This is a genomic window from Vibrio sp. FF266, assembly GCF_041439695.1.
In the GTDB taxonomy this organism is placed as follows: domain Bacteria; phylum Pseudomonadota; class Gammaproteobacteria; order Enterobacterales; family Vibrionaceae; genus Vibrio; species Vibrio tasmaniensis_A.
On sequence record NZ_JBGOOO010000005.1, the window covers coordinates 76,389 to 92,658 of the forward strand.

General features: G+C 44.1%; 11 protein-coding genes. All 11 read left to right on the forward strand.

Features of this window, described 5'->3' with window-relative positions; all coding sequences use genetic code 11:
- Positions 1–10: 10 nt before the first annotated feature.
- The 11 genes from ACED59_RS06045 (at position 11) to ACED59_RS06095 (ending at position 16,051) form a co-directional block, all read left to right on the forward strand.
- The gene (locus ACED59_RS06045; RefSeq protein ID WP_012601274.1) at positions 11–886 is read left to right on the forward strand and encodes an NAD(P)-dependent oxidoreductase; all 876 of its coding nucleotides are present in this window, start codon (positions 11–13) and stop codon (positions 884–886) included.
- A 442-nt stretch (positions 887–1,328) separates the two neighbouring features.
- A complete protein-coding gene (locus tag ACED59_RS06050) occupies positions 1,329–2,939 on the forward strand; it encodes a methyl-accepting chemotaxis protein (protein WP_017098814.1) in 1,611 nt (536 codons plus the stop codon).
- 232 nt (positions 2,940–3,171) lie between these two features.
- Complete coding sequence (locus ACED59_RS06055; protein ID WP_017098815.1) at positions 3,172–3,852, forward strand: hypothetical protein; 681 nt, start codon at positions 3,172–3,174, stop codon at positions 3,850–3,852.
- An 87-nt stretch (positions 3,853–3,939) separates the two neighbouring features.
- Positions 3,940–4,638, forward strand: coding sequence for an ABC transporter ATP-binding protein (locus tag ACED59_RS06060; protein WP_017098816.1), 699 nt, complete (start codon positions 3,940–3,942; stop codon positions 4,636–4,638).
- Complete coding sequence (locus ACED59_RS06065; RefSeq protein WP_017098817.1) at positions 4,626–5,924, forward strand: FtsX-like permease family protein; 1,299 nt, start codon at positions 4,626–4,628, stop codon at positions 5,922–5,924. Before ACED59_RS06060 ends, ACED59_RS06065 begins: the two co-directional genes overlap by 13 nt.
- Positions 5,917–6,699 (forward strand): outer membrane lipoprotein-sorting protein, encoded by a 783-nt coding sequence (locus ACED59_RS06070; RefSeq protein WP_017098818.1) that lies wholly within the window; start codon positions 5,917–5,919, stop codon positions 6,697–6,699. The genes ACED59_RS06065 and ACED59_RS06070 overlap by 8 nt, the downstream gene beginning before the upstream one ends.
- A 9-nt stretch (positions 6,700–6,708) precedes the next feature.
- Positions 6,709–8,001, forward strand: coding sequence for a hypothetical protein (locus ACED59_RS06075; protein ID WP_371704834.1), 1,293 nt, complete (start codon positions 6,709–6,711; stop codon positions 7,999–8,001).
- On the forward strand, positions 8,001–9,035 hold the full coding sequence (locus ACED59_RS06080) for a sensor histidine kinase (protein WP_017098820.1): 1,035 nt from the start codon (positions 8,001–8,003) through the stop codon (positions 9,033–9,035). The genes ACED59_RS06075 and ACED59_RS06080 overlap by 1 nt, the downstream gene beginning before the upstream one ends.
- Positions 9,036–9,107: 72 nt before the next feature.
- Positions 9,108–9,932 (forward strand): LytTR family DNA-binding domain-containing protein, encoded by an 825-nt coding sequence (locus ACED59_RS06085; RefSeq protein WP_017098821.1) that lies wholly within the window; start codon positions 9,108–9,110, stop codon positions 9,930–9,932.
- A gap of 249 nt (positions 9,933–10,181) precedes the next feature.
- Complete coding sequence (locus ACED59_RS06090; RefSeq protein WP_017098822.1) at positions 10,182–12,944, forward strand: pitrilysin family protein; 2,763 nt, start codon at positions 10,182–10,184, stop codon at positions 12,942–12,944.
- A 326-nt stretch (positions 12,945–13,270) separates the two neighbouring features.
- Positions 13,271–16,051 carry an insulinase family protein gene (locus ACED59_RS06095; protein WP_017098823.1) on the forward strand — a complete coding sequence of 927 codons (2,781 nt, stop codon included), beginning with the start codon at positions 13,271–13,273 and terminating at the stop codon, positions 16,049–16,051.
- Positions 16,052–16,270: the final 219 nt, after the last annotated feature.

Sequence of the window (16,270 nt, forward strand, 5' to 3'; positions counted from 1 at the left end):
GGAGAAAGAAATGAAAGTAAGTTTTATCGGGCTAGGCGTTATGGGCTTCCCAATGGCAGGCCACCTAGTCAAAGCCGGTTTTGAAGTAACGGTGTTTAACCGCACTCACAACAAAGCATTAGACTGGGCTGATAAACACCAAGGTAAAACGGCAGAATCTGTGGCTGAGTGTGTCGCAGAAGCTGACGTGGTATTGGTTTGTGTAGGTAATGATGACGACGTACGCAGCATGACAACCAGCGAAACAGGCGCATTGGCAGCAATGAAGCCAAACGCGATTCTTGTCGACCACACTACAACGTCTGCTGTGCTGTCTGAAGAGCTTGAAGTGGCAGCGAAGCAAGCTGGTGTTCGCTTTATGGACGCGCCTGTATCTGGTGGCCAAGCGGGCGCAGAAAACGGCGTGCTAACCATCATGTGTGGCGGAGAACAAGCGCTTTTCAACGACCTTCAACCTGTGTTCGAAGCTTACGGTAAGTCGTCAGTTCTGATGGGTAAAGTAGGCCAAGGCCAACGCGCAAAGATGGTCAATCAGATCTGCATTGCAGGTGTATTGAATGGTCTTTCTGAAGGTTTGGTACTTGCAGAGAAATCAGGTCTTGATATCCCAACTCTGGTTGATTGCCTTAAAAATGGCGCTGCCGGTTCATGGCAGATGGAAAACCGCGCGACCACAATGGCGCAAGATAAATTCGATTTCGGCTTTGCCATTGATTGGATGATCAAAGACTTAGGTTTCTGCCTAGATGAAGCAGAACGCCAAGGCATCCAACTTCCTTTGACGGAAAAGACCAACAACGCCTACAAGACACTGTCTGCCCAAGGACAAGGTCGCATGGATACATCAGTATTGATGAAAGCTGTAGTTGAAGAGACTAAGAAGTAGAAGAGACGAAAAAGTAGAAGAAACTAAGAAATAGAAGAGTTTGAATAGTAGACGAGATTAAGTAGAGAGACTAAAAGTCGTCGAAGCTTCGCTCTGTTTTGACAAAATAGCCGCTAACTAGCGGCTATTTTTTGTTTTTAATCAAAAAGAAAAATAACATATCTTTCAACAATGTAAGTGGTTGTAAGCTTATTTTGGTTGAAAGTCCATCAGCACCGTTCGCGTGCTGCGAGATCTGTATCAATTTCGCTTCACTCTATGCTGGTGAATTGTTTAATTGATCAAGTTATGTTGCTATTCCATTACAAAATAGTTGAGGAACGATCGCAGTTTGAACTGGTCTGTTTAGGTTGGTGGGTTATAAGTCAATGATAAAATCATTAAAAAGCGTGATACAATTATCATTATTAATAAATTCCCATACATTATTTTTCAGGGTTATATGAAATCAATATCAACAAAGCTTCTTCTAGTTCCACTGTTCTTTTCTATCTTTTTAGTTGTAAGCAACTTAAAAAGCGAAGCTACTTCAAATGAGGTTATGGACAGTTTTCACTCTGTGTACGAGGACCGAGTCATTCCGTTATCTGATTTGAAAAGTATTTCGGATTTGTACGCGGTAAGCGTGATTGATGCGGCGAATAAATACCATGTGGGAATGATAGAGCAGACGGCTTTTTATTCTGGTGTTTCTGTTGCGATGAAAGAGGCTCATGAGCTATTCCTTCATTATCTGGCAACGCAGCTAACACGAGAAGAAGAGGGGTTGGCAAAAGAGCTTCAACTTAAAATAGACAAGGTGGAGCGAGAAGTACCATTAATTCTTGATAAACATAGAAATATGATGATTGATGATTCTGAGATGATCACTCAGCTTTATCTCCTTGTTGATGATATGGGAGGCGTTCTTGGTGAATTGATCTCATTGCAATTGGACGTCGCTAAGGAAGAATTAGCCCATTCTGATTCAGTTTTAGAGTCCAACTCTTCTTTCTCATGGTGGCTGGTTCTTTTCTCTTCTATCGTTGCTTCTGGCTCATCTTATTTCCTAGTGAAAAGAGAATTGAGAAATTTGCCATTGATCGTAAATTGGATTAGAGCCCTTGAGAATGGACGTTTATCGGACGTTAAATTGAAAGAGGGTGGAAATGAGCTCGACACTATTTCAGATTCTTTGTCTCAACTGTCTGCAAAATTGAATGATATCCTGTCACAGGCAGGTGTAAGCATGAATTCAATTAACCAAAAGCAAGAAGAGTCTTTAGCTCTGATAGAGCGATCCCAGAGTAACTCTTTGAATGAACTATCATCGGTAGAGCAAATCGCGACGGCCGCGACTGAGTTATCTTCAACAGCAAGAGATGTTGCAGACAACGCACAAAGAGCTGAGCAGTCAGCGATGGAAGCGAATGACATTATTCAGCTAAGCCATGGAACATTGAAAAACTCAACTGACACGACAGAAGAAATTTCTGAATCAATATCAGAAACTCAAACGGTCGTGAATTTACTTAGAGAGCACTCAGAGCGTATCAGCAGTGTTGTTGAGGTAATTAAGAACATCTCTGAGCAAACCAACTTGTTAGCGCTTAATGCCGCGATTGAAGCGGCTAGAGCCGGTGAGCAAGGAAGAGGGTTTGCTGTTGTTGCTGATGAAGTAAGAGCTTTGGCTGGGAAAACTCAGCAGTCGACTATCGATATTCAAGAGATCATTGCGCAGTTACAAGACCAATCTAAGCAAGCGGATGAATCTATGGTGAAAAACGTTGAACTGATGCGCTTAACAAAGTCTACGACCGATGAGCTTGCTCAATCTTTTCATTCGATATCAGAAAAGGTTTTAAGTATTTCAGAAGTGAATGCCATCGTTGCTACGGCATCAGAAGAGCAAAGTGCCGTTACGACAGATATATCGACACAGCTTGAAAATATGAACATATTGGTTCAACAAAACATTGAAGGCATTGATCAATCTGCACAAGCAAACCAAAGCGTTGTTGAAGTGACGAAAGAACTCAACTCAGAGCTAAGTTTCTTTAAGTTAGATAAATAATGAGTCATGCAGTGTGCCTTTTCTTTAGATGTGAAGCATAGTTGATTTAGACCATGACAAGATAGCCGCCATTGAGCGGCTATTTTTTTGTCTGTATTTTTTGTCTCTCTTTACCGTTCACACTCTCGAACAACCATTCACTCCTCGTAATTACCATTCGTCGCATTGATAAAACGGCATGACAAATTCTAGTTAACCTTTCAACGTCAACATTTGAAAGGGATTAGAAATCATGACTACTTCACACTCATTTAATTCAGGCTCTACCACTTCTCTGCTTAAGCGTTCATTACTGATTGCGCTTGTTTCTTTTGCACCGTCGTTAGCTTTGGCTAACCCAAGCTCTGACGTGCTCGATATCTATAATCAAGCCGCGCAAGGCAATGAAGACTTGGTTGAAGTAGCGTATGAACGCCTGAATGACACGTTACAACAAAATGGTGCTACGCCACTGACTTTGGTTTATCTAGGCAGCACAGAAACCCTGATGGGGCGTGATGCGTTCTTACCTTGGAACAAGATGAAGTATGTGGAGAAAGGCTTATCAACCATTGATAAATCACTGGTGCTGCTGAAAGACGAAGACCAACCGATTCATGAGCAACCTCGTGTTCAAGGGCTGCCAGATTCTTACCTAACTCGCGCAATGGCCGCCGTTACTTACACCTCGCTACCCGACATGTTTAACCATTTCGATCGTGGTTATGACTTGTTCCTCTCGTTACTTGCGGAAGATGATTTCCAACAACAACATTTCGCTGCGACCTCATGGATTTACCGTTACGCCATTACCGCATCGATTCGTGCTGAAGACTTCGAGCAAGCACAGGTGTGGCTTGAAAAAATGGAAAATACCGATGCCGGAAACATCGAGACCATGACAGCGAAGGCCCTAATAGCGAAAGCCAAGTAACAGTTGCCAAAGCCAAATAACAGCTGTGAAAGCTCAATTTCGGCTTGCGAGAGCTTGAGAATGGATTGGTAATAAGAGGACAACGAAATGATTGAATTTAAAAATATCGGCAAAGCATATGTCACGGGCGGTCAACGTGTTGATGCATTAAACGGGGTCGATGGACATATCCAACGCGGTGAAATGGTGGCGCTGTGTGGGCCGTCTGGGTCAGGGAAAAGCACACTTTTGAATATTCTTGGATTGTTGGATATGGACTACCGAGGCGAGATAAATATTGATGGCCAACCATATCCGACAGAGAAAATCGCCGCTGCACGTTTTCGTCGTCAGTCGTTGGGTTTTGTATTTCAGCGCTTCAATTTGGTTCCTGTGATGACGGCGCTAGAAAACGTCGCTTACCCATTGATGTTGAACCAATGCTCAAAACAAGAACAGCAGACCAGAGCTCAAGAGATGTTAGAGCGTGTTGGGCTAGGAGATTACGTTCATCACCGTCCAGACAACCTTTCAGGCGGTCAGCAGCAACGTGTTGCGATAGCCAGAGCCCTTATCCATAACCCAAGCTTGGTGATTGCCGATGAGCCGACCGCTAGCTTAGACAGCCACACCGCCAACCTTGTGATCGACATTATGAAAGAGCTTGGCCACGAAATGGGCACGACTTTTATTGTCGCAACGCACGACCCAAGAATGGCACAGCGCTGCGATCGAGTCATTGAACTTATCGACGGTCAACTGGCGCCACAAGCTGTAACCACGGAGGCGATCTCATGGGCAAGTTAACACAAAGAATGAGCACGTTTTTACTTCCAACTTCGGTGCGTTTGGCGTGGCTTAATTTATTAAGAAATGGTCGCCGCAGTCTGCTTTCGGTATTGATTATCGCCATTGCGGTATTTGCGCTGACGTCGGCAGGAGGTTACGGGCTTTACACCTACGAATCTTTGAGAGAATCGACCGCTCGAGATACTGGTCATCTTACTTTGAGCACGCCGGGATACTTTGAACAAGACGAAGACATGCCGCTGAGCAATGGTCTGGACAACGTTCAAGCGCTAACCAAGAGCATTATTGGCGACAGCGACGTGCGTGGTGTGCAGCCGCGAGTCTATTTCAGCGGTTTGGTGTCTAACGGCAGCAAGTCGACCATTTTTATGGGAACAGGCGTGAATGAGCGTGAGTTCGATATGAAAGGACCTTTCCTTGATGTGCGCAGCGGGCAAACCCTGTCGGATGTGAAATCCCCAAGATACGACAGCCAAGAACCACAAGTGATGCTAGGAACTGACCTTGCTCGTAACCTCAAAGTTGCGGTTGGTGATTGGGTTACACTGCTTGCGACTACTAGTGATGGCGCTTTGAATGCCTTTGATTTTAAGGTGCAGGGCATCTACTCGACAGGGGTGCCTGAGCTGGATAAGCGTCAGCTTTACGTACACATCACCACTGCTCAAGAGCTTTTGGCCTCAGACAAAGTCAGTACCTTGTCGGTGTTCCTATTTGAAACCAACAAGACCTCGACCGTTCAACAGCGTATCCAAACTGCTTTAGATCGAAATAGCGCGAGCCAAAACGATCAAGGCGCAGAGATCGAGATCACCCCATGGCAAGATCGCGCGTTTTTCTACACCAAGGTTAAAGATCTTTACGACCGTATCTTCGGCATCATGGGCGCAGTGATGGCATTGGTGGTGTTCGTGTCTTTGTTTAACACTATGACCATGTCGGTGACAGAACGTACTCGTGAAATCGGCACCTTGTCGGCACTCGGGAGTTACCCCTCTGAAATCGTCACAGGCTTCTTAAAAGAGGCGGGATTGCTGGCTGTGATTGGCAGCGCGATAGGCGCATTAGTGAGTGGCTTAGTGTCGGTGTTATTGCTGGTGGTTGATATCCAAATGCCACCACCTCCGGGTCGAACCGAAGGCTACCCACTCAACATTTACTTCTCATTAGAATTGGTTGGTTACGCTACTTTAGGTGTGCTGACGATATGTTTGCTGGCAGCTTATTTCTCTGCTCGCAAAGGCGTGAATAAGCCAATCACGGAGGCGCTGGTTTATGTATAAATTTACTCGTTTACTCACTGTTTTAGGTTCTGTATTGGTTCTGGTTTTAGTATCGACACCAAGCTGGGCGGTTGATTCACAACAAGTCACTGAGATGATTGCCAAGGCAGACAGCTATCGTTTGAACAGCGCACAAGCCTCTAAGGTAGTGTCTTTGGTGGCGCTGTATCAAGACGAGCAACTGGACAAAACCCGTGAATACAACGTCTACACAAGGCCAAACCGAGAGTCATTAGTGGTCTTTAAATCAGCCGTTGAGGCTGGTCAAAAGATGCTGATGATAGAAGATAATTATTGGCTACTGATGCCGAAATCTCGTCGCCCAATTCGTATCACACCGATGCAAAAGCTATTGGGAGAAGCTTCTGTGGGGGATATCTCGACGCTCACTTGGAGCGAAGATTACCAAGGTGAGTGGGTTGCCGAGCAACAGGTTGAGATGCCGACTGGCGAGACACTCGATACCCATCACCTAAAGCTCGCGGCGAAAACCAAGGGTGCCAGTTATCAATCGATTGATCTGTGGTTAACGGCAGACCGAGCGTTTCCAGTTAAAGCGGATCTTTATCTGCGTTCAGGAAAGCTGGCGAAACAAGCGTGGTTTACTGAAGGTGTGCGTGATGGATTACCCACAGTGATGTCGATGACCTTGCTCGATAAGATTCAACCAAGCAAGAAAACCGTGATTGAGTATCGCGAAGTGATTGAGCAAAGCTTGGAAGACAAGTATTACAACCCTGCTTACTTATCGCGTAACAGCGTGTCTGGGCTGTAGGTGAGCGTCATGAAAGCTTCCAATCGCCGATTCCACATTAAGTCTTCAATCGCTACTTTGCTTGCCTTGTCTTGTGTGAGTCACCCGATTCAAGCGGACGATCTGAGCTTGGCGTGGGACTGGCAACTCAGTGCAGAAGCGATTGAATCGCGAGAGTCGCCATTTAGCCCTTTACCATCTGATAATCGTCAGTCTTTGAATGGCTTGTTGGATCTTGAGGTTGGATATGACAATTGGCTTGGTCTGTTCGCAGTGAAAGCCAACGATATTCTAAGCAATAACCCTCAACAACAAGACGCAAGCTTTGAATCTGAATTCATTGTGCGTGAGTTGTTTTGGCAAGGTGGTGTTGAGCTGTCGAATTCATTAATCGGTGACCACTATCTTGATATTACGCTTGGTAAGGTTCGTTTGGATTGGGGCGTGGGTTATGGCTATCGACCGTTAGACATCATCAAGCCGTATCGACAAAACCCAGTGGGTATTGTCGCAGAAGAGGGCGCGGGTGTGGCCTCGGCGTCACTGTTCGATATGACGGGAGAATGGACACTGCTTTACAGCGATTCGTCATGGACTTCTCAAGACGTAAATGAATTCGAAAAGCAGAACCAACAACAAGGCTTTGGGCTGCGTCGTTATAACCTGGTGGGCGATCACGAATATCAATGGGTCGCTTATTATGACGATGTACGTCACGGCTTGCTTGGGGCGAGTTTAGTGTCGGTGTTGAACCTCGCTTGGGAGTTTCATGGCTCGGTGGTCTATCAACGACAAAGCCTTGGCTACAGTCAGCCTAACATACTGCTTAAACCGGTTTATCTTGAAGAGCAGGGCGAAGCTTATCAAGCGTTGGCAGGACTAACATGGGCCAATGACACGGGTCACAATGTGGTCTTGGAATATTGGTTTGATAGCCGCGCTTGGAGCAATTCTGAATGGCAAAGTGCAATAGAAAGTGCCGAGTCTTTGTCGGTTAATTCGATGACAGCATCACTGGCAGGGTCTTACGCGCAAGGTTATCAACACGCCAATTTGGTTCAGCACAACATCATGTTTCACTGGTCTTTGGATTCGACACATGGCTGGCTTGAAGATATTACGCCAACATTCGATGTGATGTTGTCTCCTCAAGACGGCGGTTTTATTGCGACTCAGTGGCTCAATTATCAAGCATTAGATAATGGCAATTCATTGTTGGATTTGGAACTTGCTGCACGCTTTCTAGGCGGTAAAAGTGATTCTGCTTACGCCAGCTTACCCGATAGTCATATGATTCTCTTAAATATCAAAGGGCGATTTTAATGGACACTTCTTCAAACAGTCGATTTTCATGGATTAAGAGTTTCGCGTTCACCACGCTATTTTGTGTTCTTATTGCGATTACAACCCATACGATTTGGGGCGGCGGATTAACGGTTAACCTGGCAATCAGTTTTGGCTTTGGTTACAGCGCCGTGGGTTCTTCTTTCATCTTGGTGAAGTTGTTTAAGAGGACATCTCGAACGCTTGAAGTGGGTATCTCAATGGTGATCGCGATGACCTTTGGTACCTTGAACGCGCACTATTGGTTGAACGGATATTTCGGAGCCAATATCTCGGACCTTAAATCTGTCGTGTTGCTCGGTGTGATCTTCTGTTCGGTTTGCTATTACTATTTCTATACCCGAGAGCAGCAGTTACGTGCCGATAACGAATTGGAAGTGGCCAAGCGTCGTCAGGCCGATCAAGAAAAGGTGGTGGTGCTCAGTCAGCTTAAACAACTACAGAGCCAAATTGAACCGCACTTCTTGTTCAACACACTTGCGACCATCAATGTGTTGATTGAGAGTGACAGCGCGAAAGCCAAGTTGATGCTCGAAAAACTGACTGACTTATTGCGTGTGACTTTGAAAAACAGCCGCAACGAGCAATCGACCATCGCACAAGAGGTCGACTTGTTAGACGCTTATCTTAATATCCAAAAGATACGCTTGGGGGAGCGCTTAACGTTCTCGATTGAAACACACGAGATTAGTGAATTGCAGGTGATTCCACCGTTCTTGATTCAACCTTTGGTCGAGAATGCACTCACACACGGTATTGAACCCAAAGCCGCTGGTGGCCAAGTGAATATTCGTATTACTCAACAATCCCAGCAGCTAAAAATTGAAGTGGCTGATAATGGCGCTGGGTTGAAAACGCCTTCTGCGAATACGGGTCACGGTGTTGGGTTAAGCAATATTCGTCAAAGAATAGAAACCCTGTATGGTGATAAGGCGAGCCTAACGATTACTGAACACGCTGAAGGTGGGGTAGTCTCAACGATCTTGTTACCGTTGACTGATGCAGCCGCCTAGAATTACAGACCAGAAAGCACAGAACAGTGACGAAAAATAGACGATTTACAGTGTGAATTTAAAGGACTAACCATGAACAACCCAGCAGTACAGCCGATCGTAACGGCGATTATCGCAGACGATGAAGCACTGTTAAGGCACCACCTAGACAAGAGTTTGGCTGAGGTTTGGCCGGAGCTAGAGATCGTCAGCAAGGCACAAAATGGTTTGGAGGCGATGCAGAGTATTCAGCAGCTTAAGCCCGACGTGGCTTTTCTCGATATTCGTATGCCTGAGCTAGATGGCATCTCGCTGGTGAAACAACTCAACAAGCTAGCTTCACCGCCATTGATTGTGTTTATCACGGCTTATGACGAATACGCGGTCAAAGCTTTTGAGCACAATGCGATGGATTACCTGCTTAAGCCTATCAATGAAGAGCGTTTACTAGCGACATGTCAGAAGGTGCAAGCGCGTCTGTCGAGCAATCAAACACAATCAGGTATTACGCCAGAACAGCCCGATATTACGGCGTTAATGAGTCAGCTTCAGCTATTATCTCAATCAACATCACAGCAAGTTCAATATCTAACATGGCTTAAAGCCAGTGTCGGAGAAGACATTCACTTAATCGCTGTCGATGATGTGGCTTACTTCAAAGCGGAAGACAAGTACGTCTCGATATTCAAAAAAAGCCAAGGCGGCTCTCTAGAGGAGTTTATTCTTCGCGTGTCTCTAAAAGAGCTGATCGCCCAGCTTAACCCGGATGAGTTCTGGCAGATCCATCGTTCGGTGGTGGTGAAAGTGTCGGCCATTGATAAGGTAAAGAAAGGGCTCTCAGGTCAGATGTCGGCGTATGTTTCTGGAGAAAAGTTACCGATCAGCCGTGCTTCCCAAGCTCTTTTTAAAGGGATGTGAGAAACTTGTTTAAAGGAATCCAATAAATTAGTTTAAAGGAATCGAATCATAAGCTTGGAGATGAAGCGAATTTAAGAGGACCTGATACCCCGATCTACAACCTATGACTATCAGCTTGTGTAATTTATAAAGTTGACAGTTTCATGCATGTTTAGATTGTCTCTCAAAATTTAAATGACTGAATTTATATAAAATTATTATGCTATTGCGATCGGATATATTGGAGGAAAGCCCTTCAAAGAGATCGTTATGAAAGCATACTATTTAGTCGTCGTATTGAGCTCCACATTGCTAGGTTGCAGCTCTACTCCTCAACAACAAACGTTATTGAAATCCGATCCATACTGGGTCAAAGGAGAGTTAGATAACGGATTAACCTACCATGTCTACCCTGACCAAGAACAACCGGTCTCGGTACGCTTACTAGTGCATGCCGGATCTTTGCAAGAGAGCGAACAACAGAAAGGGTACGCCCACTTTGTTGAGCATATGGCGTTCAATGGCAGCAAGAACTTTTCAGGAAATGAGGTGGTTGAGCTATTTGAGCAATCTGGTGCCAGTTTTGGTGCAGACTTAAATGCTTACACCTCTTACCAAGAAACCCTCTATAAATTAGATCTACCTGACAATAAGAATTTAGATAAAGCGCTGGCTTGGTTTAGAGACATTGGCGATGGTTTATTGCTGTCCGAAGCTGAAATCGAAAAAGAGAAAGGTGTGATACTTGGAGAGTTTCGATACACGCGAGTTGAAGATAAACCTCTCTCGTTTAAGTTCTACGATCATCTGGTTGAAGGGACGACTTACCAAAGTAACGATCCTATTGGCAATAAAGAATCCGTTTCTAAAGCGAATGTTCAAGAATTAAAGAACTATTACCAAACCTGGTATCAACCTCAGTTAACCGAAGTGATTGTCTCTGGTGATATCACACTGGCAGAAGTGATCCCTTTGATTGAAGACACTTTCTCTGATTGGCAAAGAGGCACAACACCGGTTCCCGTGAAGAACACGTCAGTGGATTACAATACTCAAGATTTTGTGGCGTATGGATCTGCTGTCGAGCCACCGAGCATCGGGATAGTCATTGATCGTGGGGAAAGAGTGACACAGAGCCATGAGCAACAACATCAGCTTTGGTTAGATGATATTGCTCAACAACTTATCCAACAAAGGTTGAATTCTGACTTTGTTGACGCTGCGTTACCTGTGCAGTGGGTTTTTTCAACACCCTACTTATTAGAGTACCAAAGGTATTCGATTACTACCGTCAGTTTTCCTGTTGGTAGCCGAGAGCAAAGTCAGCAGCAGTTTGTTTCTACTCTCGCCTCTTTGCGTGATTATGGCGTAAGTGAATATGAGTTGGCGAGTGTGCTTCAGCAATACCAAGCGAACCTTGACGATATTCAACTAAACTGGGATCAAATGGATGCTGTGGCTCATGCTGATGGTAAATCGACAGCATTGGTGATTAACCAACCCGTTCAATCACAGCTTGATTATAAGTCGAGTTTGAAAACGTTTCTTGCGAATACGGATCTCGAGGCCGTGAATGATAACTTAGATGATTTGCTTTCTAGCCCTTACATTTTGGGGTTAGGTTTATCTTCTAAGGAAGATCTTCAAGCCATGGAGAATGAGCTAAAAGATGTCAGAAAATCCTATAAAAAGACAGGTAATAAACCACTGCTTGTTACCGCAAGTTCTGCGTTTAGCGTGCCAGAATCTCAAGGCGACATTGTGAAACAAATTCAGGTGAGTGAGGATCCTAACTTACAACAATGGACATTGAGCAATGGTATCGAGGTTTGGTATTTACGAAACCCTGAGGTGGGTAATAATGTTGGTGTTTATTATGCGAGTGAAGGTGGAAAAGCAGCCCTAGATTCTTCTTTATTTCCTGCGTCAGAGGTGGCGATTTCAGCATCGATCCGTAGTGGTGTTGGTAAATTCAGTGGATCGGAATTAAATACCCATTTGAAACGCAAAGACATCCAAATTTATTCCTTCATCAACTTTACTCATCATGGGCTGGAAATAAGCACTAAGAAAAAGACGCTCGCAGAAGGCTTAGCTGCGCTGTATACCATTGTGACCGAACCTAAAATTGACAGCGATCAGCTTGAGGCTGTGAAATCTGCATTTGCACAAGATCGCACGGCTTATCTAGAAACACCAGTGGGTCAGTTTATGAAAATGGTTAACCATAATAGTTATCAAGATAGCAGTCGTCATATCATGCTGGAAAGTGAAGATATTGAAGCCGTGACATCTCAAGATATACTTGACGTTCAGCACCAACTCTTTCAGAAGTTAAGAGACAATACGCTTGTCATCGTTGCTGATATTAAACCATCTGAAATTAAGCCTCTCGTACGCCAATATGTTGCTTCATTGCCATTGGAAGCCGTTGTGTCTCCTGACTATCAAGTTGCCTATAGCACTGATTCGAAAGAACGAATCGATATATCTATCAATAATGAAGACAGCAGCCAGTACTTATTACGTATTATTTCTCAGCAAGCTCGAGAGAAAACAGCAAAGGATGTGTTCATGGACGATATGCTGCAGCGTGTATTGTCGAGCCGCCTAACGGCTTACGTTCGTGAAGAGTTAGGCTTGGATTATGCGCCTTTTGTGTATTCGGTATCTCAAGACAGTGAGCCAAGTTATGACTGGTTGGTCGGCTCTTTAGCTGCGCCTGAGAACTCAGATAAGATAGAACAGGCGATTGATAAAGTTATTGCTGAAGCCGTTAAAGGCATTTCTGAAGATGAGACTCGAACCGCAGCTAAACAGCTAGTGGCTGACCTCACGCCACTTCAATATAAGCCCACGCAACAAGCTTGGTTTATTTCACGTTACATAATTCATGACTATGGTGTTGAGGCACTGTTTGACTTACAGGGAACGACAGATTCAATTTCTAGTAAAGATATGACGGAGTATGCTAAAGAAATTTTTGGAGATAACAGCTACCAGTTGAAGAATTTGTTAAGGCCACAAAGTTAAGCTGATTGAGTAAAGTGACTTTTCAGAAAAGTCGCTTTCACCCTGAATATATGATGTCGAATCTAAGCCAAATGCACCGTCATTTGGCTTTTTTATTTGGGTTAGGGTTAGTCTTTAAACTCGTTACTTTTTAATTCATCACTTTCAAGCTTGTCACTTTTAAACTAGTTACTGACTTTTAAATGCTCGTAATTTGCGCCTTATATAACTGAGTGCAATTTATAAAATAAAGATCCAGATCACAAAGATACTCATTCGGTTCAGTATTAAATAATAATCATTAACTCAAGCTGTATATTGTCGATGAATGACATTAAGAGGTTGTTATGAAAACATATTATTTAGCGACGGCAATATGCCTTACCTTGGTTGGCTGTAGTTCAACATCCAAAACGACTGACACCTTCATCCAACCGGACCCGGCTTGGACTTCAGGCCAACTAGATAATGGCTTTACCTATCATGTTTACCCTGATCATGAAGCGCCAGTTTCTGTTCGTTTAGTCGTACATGCAGGCTCTATTCAAGAAACTCGTCAACAAGAAGGTTATGCGCATTTTGTCGAACACATGGCATTTAATGGCAGTAAGAACTTCTCGCAAAACGATGTGATTCGACTATTTGAAGATGCAGGTGCTAGTTTTGGTGATGATATTAATGCTTATACCTCTTATGAAGAGACGGTATATGAGCTAGATTTACCCGATAACGTCCAATTACAGTCAGCCCTAACGTGGATGCGAGACATCGGTGATGGATTGGATCTCGCCAGTTCAGAAGTTGAAAAGGAAAAGGGAGTGATTCTTGGTGAGTTTCGTATGGCTCGTCTTGATGATAAATCATTCTCAGAAGTGTTTCATGACCACTTTATTGAAGGTAGCCCGTATGAATATCAAGACGCATTGGGAACTAAAGAATCGGTTGTAAATGCCACTTCTCAAACCCTAACCGACTTTTACCAGACTTGGTATCAACCACAAATCGTAGAGCTCGTTGTCTCGGGTGATGTGGATATCGAAACCGTGATCCCATTAATCGAAGCGAAGTTTTCTAGCTGGCAGCGTGGTGAAACGCCTAAACCATTAAAACAGAAAGTCACCACTTTCAACGAAGGTGACTATGTTGAGTATACGAAGAGAGAAGCCCCAAGTATTGCATTGGCGTTTAACCGAGGTTCAAACATCATTGAAACTCACGATCAACAGCACCAACGTTGGTTGGATGAAACCTCCCAGTTATTGATTCAACAACGACTCGAGGCGGTATTTAATGATGCGGCTTTGCCTACTCAATGGATAGCGTCAGACAGGCTTGAAATAGGCGCTCTGCTTTATTTATCAACAAGCATTGGGTTTCCAGTCGGAAGTCGTGAAGTGACACAGCAAAAGATGCTCTCGACGTTGGCATCATTACGTGATTACGGTGTGTCGGAGGCGGAGATCGTCGGTGAGCAGCACTACTACCAAAACTTACTCGATAATATTGAGCATGATTGGGATAAAGAAGATGGTGTCGATCACGCGAACAACAAAGCAAGTGCTTTAGTGACTGGCCGAATCGTTCAATCACAGAAAGATTATCAGGCCAGTATGGGAGATTTCATTTCCAACTTCAGTCTTAAAGCGATTAATGACAATATAAAAAGCATACTTTCTGGTGATTATTTCATGATCATTGGCATGAATAAGACTGAACATAGAGCCGAAATCAACAATTCTTTAGATAGCTTAAAAGCCACTTATAGCCAGGTGGGAAACGCGCCGTTGGTTGCTGCGGCGGGCAGCACTTTTGCTGTGCCGAGTTCGCAAGGCGATATTGTGTTGGTTGAACAAATATCTGTCGACCCATACATTCAAAAATGGACGTTAAGTAATGGCGTTGATTTGTGGTACTTGCGTGATTCTCTTGCTAGTGATGACGTAGGTATTTACTACACAAGCTTAGGTGGTAAGGCGGCTCTAGATCCTAGTTTCTATCCAGCGACAGAGCTGGCTCTTGCTGCTATCGGTAGAAGTGGCGTTGGTGATTTTACTGGAACGGAGCTTGATGCCCACCTTGATCGTGAAGATATTCAGGTTTATCCGTTTATCGATTCTACTCGTCATGGCGTCGAAATTAGACTCAACAATAGCGGCTTAGGTGAAGCTTTTGCCGCACTCAACGCGATCGTTACATCGGTTAAAGTATTACCAGATCAACTTGAGGCGGTTAAACAAGAGTTTATTCAAAATCGAGAATCCTACTTAGCAAGCTCTGCTGGTCAGTTCACTTATGCTATAAATCAAAACACGTATCAAGCGAACAGCGATCATGTGTTACTCGATGGTAAAAGTGTAGAAGCTGTTACCATCGAGGATGTAAAGAATGTGCATCAACAGTTATTCGGTCAATTGCGAAATAACCAACTGGTTATTGTGGGCGATATTGACCCAAGTGAGCTGAAACCTCTCGTTCGACAATATTTGGCTTCTATTCTGTTGGAAAAAGCCGACGTGCCTGACTTTAACGTCGAGTATAAGCACCCATCTAAAGCGATCATTGATCTGGAGGTCAACAGTGCCAATAGTACCGAGTATACGCTAAGAGTGATTGCTGAACCTTCCGCTAGTACTAGTGTGGTAAGGGGGCAAACTGCGAAAGATGTCTTTATGGAAGACTTACTGCTACGCGTACTTGCTACTCGTTTAGACACTTACATACGTGAAGATTTAAGTCTAGATTACTCACCTTATGCTTACTATGCATCTCAAGATGGTGAAACTAGCCATGACTTGTTTATTGGATCGATGATTGACCCTAAAAATGTCGATAAGATAGAAGTTGCGATTGATAAAGTGGTTGCAGATCTTTTACTCGGTGTTTCACTAGGCGAACTTCAAGTTGCGGGCAAGCAATTAGAAGGGGATTTTACGCCTTTAGATGATAGCACTATTGACCAAGCATGGTACGTCTCTCGCTATCTTTTGTACGACTATGGCATAGAAGCTTTGTTTAACGTGAAAGCGACGGTTAACTCGATTTCTCGTGAAGACATGAATCAACTTATCCAACGTATTTTTGGTGAGAACAGCCGTAAGGTTAAGAACATCATGCGTCCTAAAGCCTAAAGCCTAAAGCCTAAAGCCTAAAGCCTAACGTAGAGCGCGAAAACGATAGCCAAAAGTGCTTCGACAAATACCCCATTAAAGCCAAGCATTCATTGCTTGGCTTTTTGTTTTTTGACGACTTTGTATGCGTGAATACAGCGCTAGGAGGTCAGCAATTGTCAGCGTAGTGTCAAATGTGTTCGGTTGTGTTTCTAAATCAATTGTAACTTTCATAGCTGT